The following is a 16,929-nucleotide window of genomic DNA, read 5'->3' on the forward strand; positions in this document are numbered from 1 at the left end:
GGATCGCCCGCTCGACGAGTTGTTCGTCGCCGATCCTGCGGATCGCGTCGTCGAGCAGCCCTTCCGGTTCTTCGTGCGTTACGGCGTGTCGAGCGGCTCGACCGTCACGCCGACCTTCAGCTCCTGATCCGCGCCGCCGCCGCGGATCACGCCGCGCAGCGGCGTCACGTCCGCGTAGTCGCGGCCGATCGACAGCATCACGTAGTCGTCGCCGGGCGCGCGGTCGTTGGTCGGATCGAGCTGCAGCCAGCCACCGTCCTCGGGCCACGCCGGGTCGTACACCTCGACCCATGCATGCGACGCGTCGGCGCCGATCAGCCGCGGCTGCCCGGGTGGCGGCTGCGTCAGCAGATAGCCGCTCACGTAACGCGCGGCCAGCCCGAGCGAACGCAGCGCGCCGATCATCACGTGCGCGAAATCCTGGCAGACACCCTTGCGCAGCCGCAGCGCGTCGAGTGCCGACGTCGTGATGTCGGTGCTGTTCGGCGTATAGGCAAAGTCCGCATGCACGCGCCGCATCAGGTCCCATGCGGCCTGCACGAGCGGCCGTTGCGGCGTGAAGCTTGCGGCCGCATACGCGGCGAGTTCGGGATCGCACGCGACGTGCGGCGACGTGAACACGAATTCGCTCGCCGCGTCGTAAGGCTGCCCCGCGCGGAACTGCAAGCGGTCGCGCACGGTTTCCCACGCGGTTGCCTGCTTTTCATCGGGCTGCGCGATCGCGGGCGGCGGCTCGCCGCGCGCACCGAGCGACCACACGGGCGGCGTCACGCGCACCGTGCTGCGGCTGCGCACGAGCAGCGCATCGTGCGGCTGGTTCAGCGCGAACGACGCGCGTGCGTTGCCGAACGCGTCGATCTCCATGCCGACCGATTCCGGCGCGGGCTCGATGTCGAGCGCGAACGACAGCACCTGCTGGCGCGGCGTCGCGAGCGGTTGCAGGCGTGCCTGGTGCTGCGCCGATTCGACGCGTGCCGCGTAACGGTATTCGGTATCGTGCGTGACGCGCAGCAACCGGCCGGCGGCACCGCCGGCCGGTGCCGCCGGTGCGGCCGGTGCCGCTGCCTGTCGAGCATTGCCGGAACCGGGCGGCGTCTTCGCCGCGCCTTTCGTCGTCACCATAGTGTCCTGCCCGCCTCGCGCACGTGGCTGAAATAGCGTTCGCCGATCCGGTTCGACAGCTCCCAGACCGCCTTCACCGTCGCGTCGAGCGCGTCGAGCAGCCGGTCGTGCCGGCCACCGTCGGAGGTTTCGCACAATTCGTGCAGCGACCACGCAGGCACGTCCGGAATCGTCTCGGCCAGCTCGGACAGCGCATAGCCCTCACCGCGCTCGACCTTCGTCAGCCGGCCGCGCAGCGCCTGCACGACCCAGCCGAGCGAGCGCGGGTTGTCGGTATCGAGCACGACGAGCGACAGCAGCGGCGCGACATCGAAGCCGCGCTGGAAACGCGAGCGGAACGTGATCGTGCTGTCCAGCAGCTCCAGCACGAGCTCGAAGCCGTCCTGCCGGTGCACGGCGCCTTCGTCGAATGCGAACTTCAGCACGCTGCACAGGAAGTCCAGCCGGTCGATCTGCCGGCCGATCGACAGCAATCGCCAGCCGTCGTCGCGCGTCATGTTGTCGGTCTGCGCGCCCGTGATCGCGCCGAGCAGCAGGCCGAGGCGCCCCAGCAACTGCAGCGCCTCGTTGCCGATCTGCTCCTCGGCTTCCGGCAGGCCCGCGCTGTCCGCGAACAGCTGCGTCGCGTCGTCGATCAGCCGCCACTGATCGCTCGACAGCCGTTCGCGGATCGCGGCGGCGGCGGCGCGCATCCCGAACAGGCACGACACGATTCCCGACGTGCGATCCGCGCCGCGCGTCAGCGACGTCGCGAGCGCGTGCTGGAACGCGCGCGGCGCATCGACGGCGTTCGGCGCGTCGGCCGCGATCAAGCCCGTGTCGCGGCACAGCGTGTCGAGCAGCTCCAGGTGCGCGGGGCTGTCGACATCGTCCTCGCCGCGCAGCCGCTCGAGCGCGGCGCGCGCCAGTCGCATCAGGTTGGTCGCGCGCTCGGTGTAGCGGCCGAGCCAGAACAGGTTCTCGGCCGCGCGGCTCGCGATCGCGCGCGGCCGCTCGACGAGGTCGTCGGGGCCGAGGTGCGTCTGCAGCAGCGTCGTCGAATCGACGATGCCTTCGGTCATCACCCACGTATCGACGGTGCTGCCGCCGTGCGGCATCGGCGCGTTGAACAGCGTGTCGCGCGTGCCGACCCGCGACAGCCCGCCCGGCAAGAGCCGCCAGCGCTGCGCGCCATCCGCGAGCGCGAAGACGCGCATCAGCAGCGGCTTCGGCACGATGCGCGCGCTGCCGTTGCCGTCGGGCGCGTCGGGCCCCGGCCAGGTCGGCGCCTGCGACAGCGGCAGGTCGGCCTGCACCGTGTAGTGCTCGGGCTGCGCCAGTATCCGCGCGCGCCAGTCGGCAAGCTGCGCCTGCGTGAGCCGCGCGCCGATCACCGGATCGAACGGGCCGCCCGCCTGCACGTCCGGCGGATACGACGCCTTCACGATGCCGCGCGCGAGTTGCGGCAACGCGTCGTCGCACGCGGCCGCTTCGCCGCACCACCACGAATGCACGGCCGGCAGCGTCAGCGTTTCGCCGAGCAGGCCTTCCGCGAGACGCGGCATGAAACCGAGCATGGCCGGCGATTCGAGGAAGCCCGAGCCCGGGGCGTTCGCGAGCAACACGTTGCCCGCGCGCACGGCCTGCAGCAGCCCCGGCACGCCGAGCATCGAATCGGGCCGCAGTTCGAGCGGATCGAGCCACGCGTCGTCGACGCGCCGGAGGATGCCATGCACCGGTTCGAGCCCGCGCAGCGTCTTCAGGAACACGCGGTTGTCGCGCGCGGTCAGGTCGCCGCCCTCGACGAGCGTGAGGCCGAGGTAGCGCGCGAGATACGCGTGCTCGAAATACGTCGCGCTGTGCGGCCCCGGCGTCAGCAGCACGATCCGCGAATTCTTGGCGGCAGGGCTGAGCGCCTGCATGCTTTGCAGCAGCGCGCGATACGCGGACGCGAGCCGCTGCACGCGCAGCCCGCGAAACCCGCGCGGAAAGAGCCGCGACACGATCAGCCGGTTTTCGAGCAGATAGCCGAGCCCGGCCGCGCCCTGCGTGTGCTGCGCGACGATCCGCCACTGCCCGTCCGGGCCGCGCGCGAGATCGAACGCGACGACGTGCAGCCACGTGTCGCCCGGTACGCGCGCGCCGCGCATCGCGCGCAAGTAGCCGGGATGCCCGGTGACGAGCGCGGGCGGCAGCAGCCCGCGCTGCAGGATCGTCTGCGGCCCGTACAGGTCGGCCATCGTCGCGTTGAGCAGCCGCACGCGCTGCAGCACGCCGCGCTCGATCGCGACCCAGTCCTCGGGCGTGACGATCAGCGGCAGCAGGTCGAGCGACCACGGGCCGGCCGCGCCGTCGCCGGCGCGCTGCTCGTGCAACTGATAGAACAGGCCGTTCTCGCGCATGCGCCGGTGCAGCGCATCGGCACGGCGATCGAGGTCGGCCACGCCGTCGCTGCCGATCGACGTGAAGAAGCTGCGCCACGCGGGCGCGAGCGCAGGCGCGTTCAGGCCAGCCGCGCTGCCGCGCAGCTCGTCGTAACGGCCGGCAGCCGCCGGCGCCGCGAGCGCGGCGGCCAGTTCCGAGGCGTCCGGCTGCGCGCCGGTATCGAATAGCGTGGGCATCGCGTCGGGGGCGGCGAGATGATCGGAGTGAATGGGCGGCACGGTGTCGTTTCGTCGTCAGGGTGCGGGCGCGCCCGCGCACCGCCGCGCGGGCGGCGGGCCGCGGCGCGCGGCCGCGATCTGCCCGCATCCTAGCATTCCAGCGCGGCCGCCATCGGCCGATTCGCCGGGAGGTCGCGAATCGCGCATCGTCGCCCGTCCTGTCACCGGCCGGTCACGGTCGCCGCAGGTCGAGCGTGAACGGGAATTCGCGGCTCGGCGCGGCAGCCGAGACATCCATCCGCCCCGGCGTGTGCCCCATCTCGACAAAGCGCGCGAGCCGGCGGCTCTCGGCCTCGTACGCATTGACGGGAAACGTCGCGTAGTTGCGCCCGCCCGGATGCGTAACGTGATACCGGCAACCGCCGAGCGAGCGATTCAGCCAGGTATCGACGATGTCGAACGTCAGCGGCGCGTGCACGCCGATGGTCGGATGCAGCGCGGACGGCGGCGACCACGCCTTGTAGCGCACGCCCGCGACGTATTCGCCGACGGTGCCGGTCGGCTGCAGCGGCAGCGCGCGGCCGTTGACGGTCACGACGTGCCGGTTGTCGTTCAGCCCCGTCACGCGCACTTCGAGCCGTTCGACCGACGAATCGACGTAGCGCACCGTACCGCCGGGCGCGCCCTCCTCGCCCATCACGTGCCACGGCTCCAGCGCGCCGCGCAGCGAAAGCTGCATCCCGTTCACCGCGATCTGGCCGAACAGCGGGAAACGGAATTCGAAATGCGGCGCGAACCACGCCGGATCGAACGCAAAACCGGCATCGCGCAGTTCGGCCAGCACGTCGTCGAAATCCATCTGAAGAAACGCCGGCAGCATGAAGCGGTCGTGCAGCGCTGTGCCCCAGCGCGTGAGCGGCGTCGTGTACGGCGCAGCCCAGAAGCGCGCGACCAGCGCGCGCAGCAGCAATTGCTGCACGACGCTCATCCGCGCATGCGGCGGCATCTCGAACGCGCGCAGTTCGAGCAGGCCGAGCCGGCCGGTCGGCGAATCGGGCGAATACAGCTTGTCGATGCAGAACTCGCTGCGGTGCGTGTTGCCCGTCACGTCGATCAGCAGGTTGCGCAGCACGCGGTCGACGAGCCACGGCGGCATGTCCTGCCCGTAGAGCAGCTTGTTGCGCTGGATCTCCGCGAACGCGATGTCGAGTTCGTAGAGCTGGTCGTTGCGTGCCTCGTCGACGCGCGGCGCCTGGCTCGTCGGCCCGATGAAGAGCCCGGAGAACAGGTACGACAGCGACGGATGGTTGTGCCAGTACGCGATCAGGCTCGCGAGCAGGTCCGGGCGGCGCAGGAACGGGCTGTCGGCCGGCGTCGCGCCGCCGAGCACGAAGTGGTTGCCGCCGCCGGTGCCGACGTGGCGGCCGTCGACCATGAACTTCTCGCTGCACATCCGCGACTGCCATGCGGCGTCGTACAGGAATTCGGTGTGGTCGACGAGCGCGTCGAAGCTCGCGGCCGGATGGATATTGACCTCGATCACGCCCGGATCGGGCGTCACCTGCAACAGCTTCAGCCGCGCGTCGCGCGGCGGCGGATAGCCCTCGAGCACGAGCTTCACGCCGAGCGCGTGCGCGGTCAGCTCGATCGCGCCGAGCAGGTCGAGATAATCCTCGAGCGCGACGAGCGGCGGCATGAACAGGTACAGGATGCCGTTGCGCACTTCGACGCACAGCGCGGTACGCGTGATCCACGCGGCCGATTCGAAGCGCTCGGGCCGGCGATGCGGGTCGTGCGCGGCAGGCCGCTCGCCCGCGGCCGTGCCGTCGTTGTGCCACTGCATCACGGTCTGCGCGGACGCTTCGCGATGCACGCCGGACAGGTAGCGCGGCGCGTCGGCCGGGCCCGCGTATCGCGCACGGATCGCGGCGGCTTCCGGCAGCGCGTCGCGCGGCGCGAACGGATCGCGTTCGACCAGGACCGGATGGTCGGCGCGGCCGGCCCACGGCAGCGAATCGAGCGGCAGCCGATAGCCCATCGGCGAATCGCCGGGCACCAGGTACATCCGCTCGTCGCGGAAGTACCACGGGCCCGTCTGCCAGCGCGGCCCGTCGAGGCCCGGCGCGTCGTCCGCGCGCTTGACCGGCAGCACGTAGCCGACGACGCTGTCGAGCTGCTGCTCGAACACCTTGCGCAGCCGCGCGCGTTCGAGCTCGTCGTCGAGGCGCGAGTCGAACGGATCGACGTTGACGGGCAGCCGGCGCTCGCGCCACAGGTAGTACCAGACGTCCTCGTAGCCGGGCGTGATGAATTCGCCGGTCAGGTTCAGCCGCGCAGCGAGCGCGTCGATGAAGCGCTTCGCGTCGTCGGTCGTGGTCGCGGACGGCTCGCGCTCATCGGCGAACAGCGATGGATCGTGCCACACAGGCTCGCCGTCCGCGCGCCAGAAGATCGACAGCGCCCAGCGCGGCAGCTGCTCGCCCGGATACCACTTGCCCTGCCCGAAATGCAGGAAGCCGCCGTCGCCGTATTCGGCGCGCAGCCGCTGCACGAGTTCGGTCGCGTAGCCGCGCTTGGTCGGGCCGAGCGCATCGGTGTTCCACTCGGCGCCGTCGCGATCGTCGATCGACACGAAGGTCGGCTCGCCGCCCTGCGTGAGCCGCACGTCGCCGGCCGCCAGTGCGCCGTCGACCTGCGTGCCGAGCGTGCGCACCGCGTCCCATTGCGACTCCGTATACGGCTTCGTCACGCGCGGCGATTCGTACACACGCGTCACCGTCATCTCGTGCTCGAACGATACCTCGCACTCGTCGATCAGCCCCTCGACCGGCGCGGCGCTCGTCGGCTGCGGCGTGCACGCGAGCGGGATATGCCCTTCGCCAGCGAGCAGGCCCGACGTCGGGTCGAAGCCGACCCATCCGGCGCCCGGCAGGTAGACCTCGCACCATGCGTGCAGGTCGGTGAAGTCGACCGACGTGCCGCTCGGGCCGTCGAGCGACTTCACGTCGGGCGTGAGCTGGATCAGGTAGCCCGACGCGAAACGCGCGGCGATGCCGAGATGCCGGCAAATCTGCACGAGCAGCCACGCGCTGTCGCGGCATGAACCGGACGCGAGTTCGAGCGTCTGGACGGGCGCCTGCACGCCGGGCTCCATCCGCACGAGGTAGCCGATGTCGCGCTGAAGCTGCTGGTTCAGCGCGACGAGGAAGTTCACGGTGCCGGCCGGCGTGCGGTCGACGCCGTCGACATACGCACGGAACAACGGCGACGCGCCGGTCTGCGGATCGCACGCGAGATACGGCGCGAGCTCGGTCTTCAGCGCGTCGTCATAGCTGAACGGGTATTGGTCCGCGCTGGCTTCCAGGAAGAAGTCGAACGGGTTGTACACCGACATCTCGGCGACCAGATCGATCGTGATCTCGAAGTGCTCCGTGCGCTCCGGAAACACGAGCCGCGCGAGATAGTTCGAGAACGGGTCCTGCTGCCAGTTGATGAAGTGCTGCGCCGGGTCGACCGTCATCGAATACGCGACGATAGGCGTCCGGCAGTGCGGCGCGGGCCGCAGCCGCACGACCTGCGGGCCGAGGTTGACGAGCTGGTCGTAACGGTAGCGGGTGGTGTGATGCAGCGCGACGTGGATGGACATGGGAGCTCGATTCGGGTTGGGCCGGCCGCGCGCGCCGCGTCGCCTTCGACGCGGCGGCCCGGCACGGCGGATTCGGCGAAAGCGCGCGTCGGGTCAGACGAATTCCGGCGTCTGCACGACGCTGATCTCGACGCCGACGGCCGTCGCGCCGAGCCCCGTCACCGGCTGCGCGTCGCGATAGTCGAGGCCGACCGCGATGCGCACATAGCGCTCGTCCGGGCAACGGTTCATGAAAGGATCGAACCCGACCCAGCCGAGCCCTTCGACATAGGCCTCGGCCCATGCATGGCCGGCCGGCTGCTGCATCAGCGACGAAGCTTGCGGCTGCGCGCCGTGCGCCGGCTGCGGTAGCCCCTGCGATTGCGATTGCGATTGCGATTGCGATTGCGACTGCGATTGCGACTGCGATTGCGATTGCGCGGCATGCGACGCGCCGAGCACCTGCTGCATGCCCTCGCCGCTCTGCAACGCGAGCGCTTCCTCCTCCTCGTCGCCCGCGTTCTGCTTCGCGTCGGCGATGCGCTGCATCGCGCTGTCGGCGAGCACGTAGCCCGAGATATAGCGCGCGGGAATCTTCAACACGCGCGCAGCCGCGATGAACGCGTGCGCATGGTCGCGGCTCGTACCCTCGCCGCTTTGCAGCGCGGTTTCCGCATCGACGGGCGCGTCGGCGGCCAGGTTCGGCGCGTAGGCGATGCGGCCGTGCACTTCCGTCATCAGCCAGTGCAATGCGTCGAGGCCGTGCGGCTCGATCGGCAGCGCTTCCGTGAGCGCGCGCACGGTGTCGCCCGCCTTCGTGAGCGCGGTCTCGCGCTCGAAGATCCACGGCGGCGCATAGCCCTCGGGATTGCCGAGAATGCCGGCGCGGTCCTGCGTCTCGACGACGCCGGCCGCGACGACGACGATCTCGGCCTTCGTGCCGCGGTCGTGACGCACGAGGTCGATCCGGTTGCCGAGCCCGTCGGCGTACGACAGCGTCGGCTCGACGCCGTCGATCGTGACCTGCCACGCGCGCACCGTCTGCCCGGGGCCCGACTGCGGGCGCAGCCGCAACCGTTGCAGCGCATGGGTGGCTTGATCGTCGAACTGATAACGCGAGATGTGTCGGATGGCGAGTCGCATGGCAAGCCTCAGTCGAAGTTGTAGGCCTGGGCGACTTCAAGCCCGAGGCTGTTGTTGCGACCAATGAAATCGGTCAGGAACTCGTGCAGGCCGCTCTTGAAGATCCGCTCGACCGTGGTGTCGGACAGCATCTGCAGGATCTTCGTGGCCGTGTCGTGACACGGGTGTGTCACGCCGTAATCCTTCGCGAGCGAGCTCAGGCTCGACACGACGCGGCCGTAGCAGTAGCGCAGCGAACGCGGCATGCGGCCGTTCAGGATCAGGTAGTCGGCAATGTTCATCGGCTTGTACTGCACGTCGTACACCCAGCGGTACGAGCGATGCGCGGCGACGCAGCGCAGGATCGTTTCCCACTGGTAGTTGTCGAGGATCGTGCCCACGTGCGACACCGACGGCAGCAGCAGGTGGTATTTCACGTCGATGATCCGCGCGGTGTTGTCCGCGCGCTCGATGCAGGCGCCGATCTGCGCGAAGTCGAAGATCTCGTTGCGCAGCATCGTGCTGTAGAAAGTGCCGAGGATCAGCGCGGTTTCCCGTTTCACCTGGTCGAGCACGACCGGCATGTCGCTTTCCGCCACGGGCTGCGCGAGCGTGCGCCGCAGCGACAGCCACGCGCCGTTCACGCTTTCCCATGCCTCGCGCGTAAGCGCCGTGCGCACCATCCGCGCGTTCGAGCGCGCGGCCTCGATGCACGACAGCACGCTCGACGGATTGTCGCGGTCGCGCAGCAGGTAGTCGGTCACGGTATCGGCCGCATAGGCGTCGTATTTCTGCCGGTAGCCGTCGTCCGCGCCCGAGCTGACCAGCACCGACGACCATTCGGCCGGCGCATCGGACGTGCGCGTGAGCGCCATCCGCAGCCCGGCATCGACGATGCGCGCGATGTTTTCCGCGCGTTCGATATAGCGGTACATCCAGAAGAGACCGCTCGCAGTACGTCCCAGAAGCATCTCGTGTCCACTCCGTCTTCGTTCGGTTCGCGCCCCGGGTTCGGGGCGCGCGGTCGCCTTCGGCTCAGTCGGCCAGCACCCAGGTGTCCTTGGTGCCGCCGCCCTGGCTCGAGTTGACGACGAGCGATCCCTCCTTCAACGCGACGCGCGTGAGCCCGCCCGGCGTGATGCGGATCCGGTCCGACACCAGCACGAACGGCCGCAGGTCGACGTGGCGCGGCGCGAGGCCGGCCTCGGTCAGGATCGGCGTGGTGGACAACGCCAGCGTGGGTTGCGCGATGTAGTTCGACGGGCGCGCGCGCAGCTTCGCCGCGAACGCCTCCAGCTCCGCCTTCGACGCGCACGGGCCGACCAGCATCCCGTAGCCGCCCGAGCCGTGCACTTCCTTCACGACCAGTTCGTCGAGATGCTCGAGCACGTACTTGAGGCTGTCGGCGTCACCGCAGCGCCAGGTCGGCACGTTCTCCAGCAGCGCCTTGCGGCCCGTGTAGAACTCGACGATCTCCGGCATGTACGAGTAGATCGCCTTGTCGTCGGCGATGCCCGTGCCGGGCGCGTTCGCGATCGTGATGTTGCCCGCGCGGTAGACGTCCATGATCCCCGCAATGCCGAGCGCCGAATCGGGGCGGAACGTAAGCGGGTCGAGGAACGCGTCGTCGACGCGGCGGTACAGCACGTCGATCGGGCGGAAGCCTTCGGTCGTGCGCATCGCGACGCGGCCGTCGATCACCTGCAGGTCGCTGCCCTCGACGAGGTGCACGCCCATCTGGTCGGCGAGGAACGAATGTTCGTAGTACGCGGAGTTGTGGATGCCGGGCGTCAGCACGGCGATGGTCGGGTTGTCGGCGTTGCCGCCCGGCGGGCACACGGCCGCAAGCGACTGGCGCAGCATCTGCGGATAGGTCTCGACGGGGCGCACCTTCACCTGCTGGAACAGCTCGGGGAAGAGCTGCATCATCGTCTCGCGGTTTTCCAGCATGTACGACACGCCGGACGGCGTGCGCGCGTTGTCCTCCAGCACGTAGAACTGGTTCTCGGCAGTGCGCACGATGTCGACGCCGATGATGTGCGTATAGACGTTTCCGGGCGGCCGGAAGTCGATCATCTCCGGAACGAAGGCTTCGTTGTGCGCGATCAGGTGCTTCGGCACGATGCCCGCACGCACGATTTCCTGCCGGTGGTAGATGTCGTCGAGGAACGCGTTGAGCGCCATCACGCGCTGCTCGATGCCGAGCGACAGCCGGCTCCATTCCGCACCCGAGATGATGCGCGGGACGATATCGAACGGAATCAGCCGCTCGGCGGCCTCCGCGTCGCCGTAGACGGCGAACGTGATGCCCGTCTTGCGGAACACGCCTTCCGCGTCGTGGGCTTTCTGGGCGAGGCTCGCGGGGTTCTGCGTGTCGAGCCACCGCTTCAGGCGCGCGTAGGGCGCCCTTACCATGTCGCCGGATTGCAGCATTTCATCGAATGGCTTCATCGATTTTTTCTCCATCGATCGTTTTCCCCGGCATTGCGCATGCCGGACCGGCGTAACGAATGCTTTGCAAGGAACGTGCCTTGCGATATCCCCTCGATATCCCCCCATTTTGCGCCGCACCGGGCACGCCCGCGCGGCATTACGCACCACAACGGTGCAGCGCCCGACGCGACGGGCGGCAGCGGTGCGCTGCGAGCGCGCACGGCCGATGCTGCACCGCGTCTTTCGAACATAGTTCCCCCGCGGGTCACAAATGCGCAATCTGCACTGCACAAAAAATGGCGCGCCCGGGCGTCGGAACGAAGGGATGGAAAGGCGGGCCGCGGCACGCGCACCGCGCGGCCGGGCCCTGGGGAAGTACCGTCTGCGGCGGCACCGGCAGTTCGACGCGATGAACTGACCGGTTAGCCGGGTCCGGCACCTCAAACCTATGCAGCCGTAATCCCGCCGACAATGCCCATGCATATTTCGACTGACACCCATCGAAAAAAAACATCGGGCCGACCCGCGCGAGGCGCGGTACGCTAAGCGGCGGCGCCCTTCAGGCACCCGACTATAAAAAGCGACGATCGAAATGGAAGCAAAGTGGCTGGAAGATTTCCTGAGCCTTGCGGATACCAAGAGCTTTTCCCGGGCCGCGCGTAACCGGCACCTGACGCAGTCGGCATTCAGCAGACGAATCGCCTCGCTCGAAACCTGGATGGACGCGAAGCTGGTCGACCGGAGCATCAACCCGATCACGCTGACGCCGGCCGGACAGATGTTCCGCGGGCTCGCCGCAGACATCCTGCGCAGCATGTATGCGGCGCGCAATCTCGTGAACGGCTATGACCAGTTCGCGGCCAGCGACCAGGTCGTGCGTTTCGCCGTCGCCCATACGCTGGTCTTCACGCTGTTTCCCGAATGGCTCAAGCAGCTCAACGGCGAGGTCGGCCACGTGACCGCGCGCGTCAACGCGGTGAACGTGCCGGAAGGCGTGCAGCAACTCGTCGAAGGCGAATGCGACCTGCTGCTCGGCTATCACCATCCGCAGTTGCCGATCGTGCTCGACCCGAACCACTTCCCGTTCGTCAGCCTCGGCGTCGAGCGGATCCTGCCCGTGTCGACGCCCGACGCACGCGGCAAGCCCGTGTTCCAGTTGCCCGGCACGCCCGATGCGCCGCTGCCGCTGCTCGCGTATTCGTCGGGCGCGTTCCTCGGGAACATCGTCGAGATGCTGCTGCTGAATGCGACCGAGCCGTATGTGCTGCACCGGTGCTTCGAGACGCACATGTCCGAGGCACTGAAGGGCATGGTCGTGGCCGGGCACGGGATCGGCTGGCTGCCGGAAAGCTGCGTCGCGAAGGAGCTCGCGGAAGGCTCGCTCGTGTGCGCGGGTTCCGGAGACTGGATCACCGAACTCGAAATCCGCCTGTACCGGTCGGCACGCAGGCGCGGGCTGGCGGCCGAGCAGTTGTGGACCTACATCTTGAATCGGCCGCGCGCGGCGGCCGAAGACGCGGCCGGCGCGGCCGGGCAAGCAGCCGCGCCGGCGATGCGCATCGCGCGGCGCAGCGCCGGCGGCAGCCGCTGACACTCGCGTTCGCATCGTGCCCGTCCACGGCGCGAGCGCGGGTGCGGTCTCGGGCAATCCGGCGTCCGCATGCATCCGCGTCGCGCTGCTTCGTGTCGCGCTGCTTCGTGTCGAACGCGACCTCCTTTCCGGTGGCAATCGGCCATCCCGCCGCAGCCTGTGAAATCACCACGCCAGCCCATTATCAATATCAGATGTGACGCAAACGTTTGCAATTCACGGGCGTATTTTTTACTCCTTCCACATCACATCCGAATATTCCGTCTGATTTTCCGGGCAGAAATACCTTGTTACAGAACAAATTAAAAGTTTCGATTTACCTGTAACAATCTAAAATATCAAAAACGTCGTACCCTCATTTCAAATCGCCCAGCCTGTATCCGGAACTTCATCAATTCGCCGCGCACACAGAAGCAAAAATTCCTTTTATCAGTCGTTATTTTTCGGTATTAATACCGATACCTCCGACGTGATTCAATGCGCGCTCGATCATCGCTACCGGAAGTAATGTTCATATTCGGAAATATCGACTTTCTTCAGCGGTAGGCGAGTCAGACAAATCCGCCGTTATCCTATTTAAATAGGATCATTCACCCTCGTCCCATTCGGGCAACACGCGATTGTTGGTTCAAAAACCATCGTGTATCAATAGCGTGTCGCAAAAAGAACGCTGGCAAATTTGACTCGGAATAAATGCGTTTCCATTGATTCCGGACGGGAGGTTGCAATGTCTTCCTCGTTTCGACAGCATGCTCGCCCTTTCCTGAGCGTCATCCTCTTCGCGCTCTGCATGAATGCCATGGCCCAGACACCCGCGTCCGGTTCGAGCACGAGCCGCTACGTGATTTCGTATATCTGCGGCGATGCGCGGATCGACGGTACCGCGCCGCTTCCCCCCGACGGCCGTCCGTACAACCTGGGCGTGTCGTTTGCTTCAGCCCGGACCGGGCAACCGCTCGCCAACGTGCAGGTGCGCCTGAGGCGACATGGCCGCGTGCTCGTCGAATTCAATGCATCGGGATCGCGCTGCCTGTTCAGCGCGCCCGATGCGAGCTACCGGGTCGAAGGGACCTACCAGGGGGCCACGCAGTTCGCGATCGTCGAAACGGGCACGCTCACCGCGCAGTTGCGATGGTGAACGCCGCCTGACCCCGCGCCGATCGCGTCATTCCCCACAACGTATCGAATCGAGGAGCATTGAATGACTCGTGCAGAACGACCGGACGACTCACCCGCCCGCCAGCCGAAACCCTCCTGGGGTCCTGGAAAGAACGCGGCACTCAGCTTCGTCGCGTTCGCCGCGATCTTCGGCATCTTTGCGTATGCCGAGCGGGACTCGGCAGTCGGCCATGCGAGCGTGGCGCACGACCTCTCCGGCGTGATCGGAACCGCCGTCGTGAAGTACCGCAAGGCGATCGTGACCGCGACCTCCCGCGCGACCGGCGCGTCCGGCACATCGGTCGCCCCCGGGCCGGCATCGACGCTCGCACAGGCCACGCCGCCCGCGCCGCCGGTGCCGTCCGCTTCGGCGGCGCCCGAGGTGTCCACGGTGCCGCCCGTCACGCTCGCCGTCGAACCGCAAGCCGCGCCACGGGCGGCGACCCGCGCCGTCGCGAAACACCGGCAACCGTCGCATGCGCCGCCCGTGAAACTCGCCGCCAATTCGCATGCGGTGCTGGCCCACGGTCGCGCCACGGCCCGGCCCGTCGATGCGCGCCGCGGGCCGCGAACCGAGACGCTGGCGGGCACCCGAAAACGCATGGACTACGCGCCGAAGCCCCAACCGTACGGCACCGACACGGTACGCATGCAGACGGCAAGCGTCACGCACGCGGAACTGGAAGGCGCGCGTGCGCTGGCCAAGGCGCGCTCGTGCGCGCAGATCGACGAATGGAACTGTGTGGAGCAAAACGCGAGCCGGGCGCTCGCGATCGACCCGAAGAACAGCGAATCGCGTGCGTTGCTTGGGCAAGCGGTCCGCAATCGCCTGTGAGCCGGTCCCGCATGGCCGGGCCTCGCCGCCCGGACGTACGACGAGCGGCGGCGTGCATCGTCGGGCATGCAACCGATGTGATCGTTTCGAAGTGAGGACACACCGTGGCCAACAATCGTAAACAACAATGCACCACCGTCGCTCCGTCCAACCGGCGGATCCTCCTGCATGCGCCGCTCGTGTTGCTGCTCGTCGCGTCCGGCCCCTGCTTCTCCGCCGAAGGCGATACGGAATCGGGCGGCGTCAGCGAAATCGCCGGGACCAACGGCGCGCCGGATTCGAAGCCGCCGAACTTGCCGACATCGGGCGCCCTGGCGCCGGACGCGCAACCGCCGAATGCGCCGACGCTGATCGCGCAGGCCTCGAGTGCCCAGATGCCGAATGCCGCGGCGCCCGCGGCTCAAACGCCGAACCCGCAGATGCCGGGCACCCCTGCGCCGAACCCGCAGACACCGGGCGCGCCGATGCCGAATGCGCAGGCGCCGGGCACCCAGCCGCCGGGTGCCCAGGTACCCGAAGCGGAAACACCGAACGCGCAGATACCCGACCTCCGCACCGCCGACCCGGCCACCGTGCGCAACGACGTGTTCGGCCTCGCGTCGAGCGGCGGCGCGATCAAGGCGCTGGAAGAAGCGAAAGCGCGCCCCGACGTCTTCTCCGCCGTCGATCTCGCACGGCTCGAGGAACTGTCGATTCGCCAGCAGGTGCGCGGCGGACGCGACAAGTCGCGCTCGATGACGAGCGCCGACCGCTTCGACGGGCTCGACAGCGCATTGCGCGCCGCGGACGATCTCGACAAGCGGATGCCGGCCACGCCCGAGTATTCGCCGGTCAGGACAGCGCTTGCCGGCGACCGGACGGTCGCCTATGCGGCGCGCGGCGATATGAAGACGGCCGTCGCGACGTTCGAGACGATTCCGCCGGATGCGGAGATCTCGATCGACGCACTGGCGGCCGTCGGCGACGCGTACCTGTACCTGAGCGAACCGGGCAAGGCCAATGCCGTGTACCAGCGCGCGCTGAAGCAGGCCACCGCATCGCCGACCGACACTGCGACGCGCGGCTTCCAGTACGGCGCGCGCACGCGTCCGATCGAATTGCGCGAGGGGCTGTTCTGGTCGTACGTCGACCAGGGGCGCGCGGCGGACGCAAGCCAGGTGCTCGACGACATGGGCAAATCGCTGCCGCCCGCCAACCAGGTGCGTGCGGTGGGACCGGAAAACGGCGACTACCTGCGCTATTACCGGCTGCGCGCGCAGTACCTGATCTACACGGGCCGGGTAACCGAAGGGATCGCCGCGCTCGAAAATATCGAGAAGGAAGTGCCGTTCAACGCGGAAGTCCGCGCCGCGCATGCCGAAGCCGTATCGGGCCAGTCGCATCCGCGCCAGGCGATCGCGATGTATCGCGCGTCGCTGACCGACCACCCGGACAGCGTGGAAATGCTCGCGGGGCTCGGCCGCGCTGCGCTGACGGCCGACGACTACGCGACCGCGAAGAGCGTCGACCAGACCGTCGACAACACGTTTCCCGACAGCGGCGCCGTGCGCGCGTTCAAGCGGGACTACAACGCGTACCGCAGCCCCGTGTTCACCACCGACCTGAGCTACGAGCACGGCAACAGCGCACTGGCCGACAACGGCTTCACGTCGGACAGCTATGTGTATTCGCAACCGTTCGGCGACAACTGGCGGGTGTTTTCCCACACGTTCTTCGGCTATGCGCAAACCGACGCCGGCAACATCAGCCGCACGCGCACGGGCGTCGGCGGCGACTACCGGCACGGGCCGCTCACGGTCCAGGGCGAAGTCACGCGCTCGCTCGGCACGGACGGGCGAACCGGCGGCCGCGGTTCCGTCACGTACAACCTCAACGACTACTGGACGGTCAGCGGCGCACTCGACTCCAACGACAACACGCTGCCATGGAAGGCCTATGTCGCACACATCTGGGGCCGTTCCGCGAACGTCGAGGTCGTGTATCGCCAGAACGACCGCCGCGAAGTCAAGCTGAGCTATGGCGTGAGCCGCTACAGCGATTCGAACCTCCACCAGGAGATTGCCGCGACCGGCACGCAGCGCGTGTACACGTCCGCGAACCAGCTCGTCAACGTGTCGCTGAATCTCGGCACCGACAGCAACACGCGGCAGGACGCGCCCTACTTCAGCCCGGGCCGCGACTACGCGGCCGCGGCGACCGTGATGCACCAGTTGACGATGTGGAAGAAGGGCGACATGTCGCTGCAGCAGCGCGTATCGGTGTCCGGCGGCGTGTACAACGAGCGCGGCTTCGGCACCAGCCCGCTGTGGAGCGCCCGCCTCGAGCACGCGTGGACGTTCAAGCACGACATCACGCTGACCTACGGCGTCGAGATCAGCAGCCATGCGTACGACGGCCAGCGCGAGCGCTCCGAAACCGGCTTCCTGTCGGTCAACCTGCCGTTTTAGCAAGGAGATCGTTT

Annotated in this window: 10 protein-coding genes; 4 read left to right on the top strand and 6 right to left on the bottom strand. The window is 68.0% G+C overall.

Annotated features, from left to right (window positions below):
* Positions 1 to 78 precede the first annotated feature (78 nt).
* The 6 genes from CUJ89_RS25770 to CUJ89_RS25795 all read right to left on the bottom strand — a co-directional run bounded on the left by CUJ89_RS25770 (position 79) and on the right by CUJ89_RS25795 (position 10,902).
* On the bottom strand, positions 79 to 1,122 hold the full coding sequence (locus CUJ89_RS25770) for a transglutaminase family protein (RefSeq protein ID WP_114180191.1): 1,044 nt from the start codon (positions 1,120 to 1,122) through the stop codon (positions 79 to 81).
* The gene (locus tag CUJ89_RS25775; protein ID WP_114180192.1) at positions 1,116 to 3,722 is read right to left on the bottom strand and encodes a circularly permuted type 2 ATP-grasp protein; all 2,607 of its coding nucleotides are present in this window, start codon (positions 3,720 to 3,722) and stop codon (positions 1,116 to 1,118) included. Before CUJ89_RS25775 ends, CUJ89_RS25770 begins: the two co-directional genes overlap by 7 nt.
* A 214-nt stretch (positions 3,723 to 3,936) precedes the next feature.
* Positions 3,937 to 7,350 (bottom strand): DUF2126 domain-containing protein, encoded by a 3,414-nt coding sequence (locus tag CUJ89_RS25780; protein ID WP_114180193.1) that lies wholly within the window; start codon positions 7,348 to 7,350, stop codon positions 3,937 to 3,939.
* 93 nt (positions 7,351 to 7,443) lie between these two features.
* Complete coding sequence (locus CUJ89_RS25785; protein WP_114180194.1) at positions 7,444 to 8,472, bottom strand: transglutaminase family protein; 1,029 nt, start codon at positions 8,470 to 8,472, stop codon at positions 7,444 to 7,446.
* An 8-nt stretch (positions 8,473 to 8,480) separates the two neighbouring features.
* Positions 8,481 to 9,422: an alpha-E domain-containing protein gene (locus CUJ89_RS25790; protein ID WP_114180195.1), complete on the bottom strand. Its 942-nt coding sequence runs from the start codon at positions 9,420 to 9,422 to the stop codon at positions 8,481 to 8,483.
* A gap of 64 nt (positions 9,423 to 9,486) precedes the next feature.
* Positions 9,487 to 10,902 carry a circularly permuted type 2 ATP-grasp protein gene (locus CUJ89_RS25795; protein WP_201752331.1) on the bottom strand — a complete coding sequence of 472 codons (1,416 nt, stop codon included), beginning with the start codon at positions 10,900 to 10,902 and terminating at the stop codon, positions 9,487 to 9,489.
* Positions 10,903 to 11,476: 574 nt separating this feature from the next.
* Between CUJ89_RS25795 and CUJ89_RS25805 the strand changes: the two genes are divergently transcribed.
* From CUJ89_RS25805 to pgaA, 4 genes are all read left to right on the top strand, one after another.
* A complete protein-coding gene (locus tag CUJ89_RS25805) occupies positions 11,477 to 12,475 on the top strand; it encodes a LysR substrate-binding domain-containing protein (RefSeq protein ID WP_114180197.1) in 999 nt (332 codons plus the stop codon).
* A gap of 727 nt (positions 12,476 to 13,202) precedes the next feature.
* Positions 13,203 to 13,613 carry a hypothetical protein gene (locus tag CUJ89_RS25815; protein ID WP_114180198.1) on the top strand — a complete coding sequence of 137 codons (411 nt, stop codon included), beginning with the start codon at positions 13,203 to 13,205 and terminating at the stop codon, positions 13,611 to 13,613.
* A 63-nt stretch (positions 13,614 to 13,676) separates the two neighbouring features.
* The gene (locus tag CUJ89_RS25820) at positions 13,677 to 14,468 is read left to right on the top strand and encodes a hypothetical protein (RefSeq protein WP_114180199.1); all 792 of its coding nucleotides are present in this window, start codon (positions 13,677 to 13,679) and stop codon (positions 14,466 to 14,468) included.
* 104 nt (positions 14,469 to 14,572) lie between these two features.
* The gene (gene pgaA, locus CUJ89_RS25825) at positions 14,573 to 16,915 is read left to right on the top strand and encodes a poly-beta-1,6 N-acetyl-D-glucosamine export porin PgaA (RefSeq protein ID WP_114180200.1); all 2,343 of its coding nucleotides are present in this window, start codon (positions 14,573 to 14,575) and stop codon (positions 16,913 to 16,915) included.
* Positions 16,916 to 16,929 lie beyond the last annotated feature (14 nt).

This window comes from Burkholderia pyrrocinia, assembly GCF_003330765.1.
Taxonomy (GTDB): domain Bacteria; phylum Pseudomonadota; class Gammaproteobacteria; order Burkholderiales; family Burkholderiaceae; genus Burkholderia; species Burkholderia pyrrocinia_B.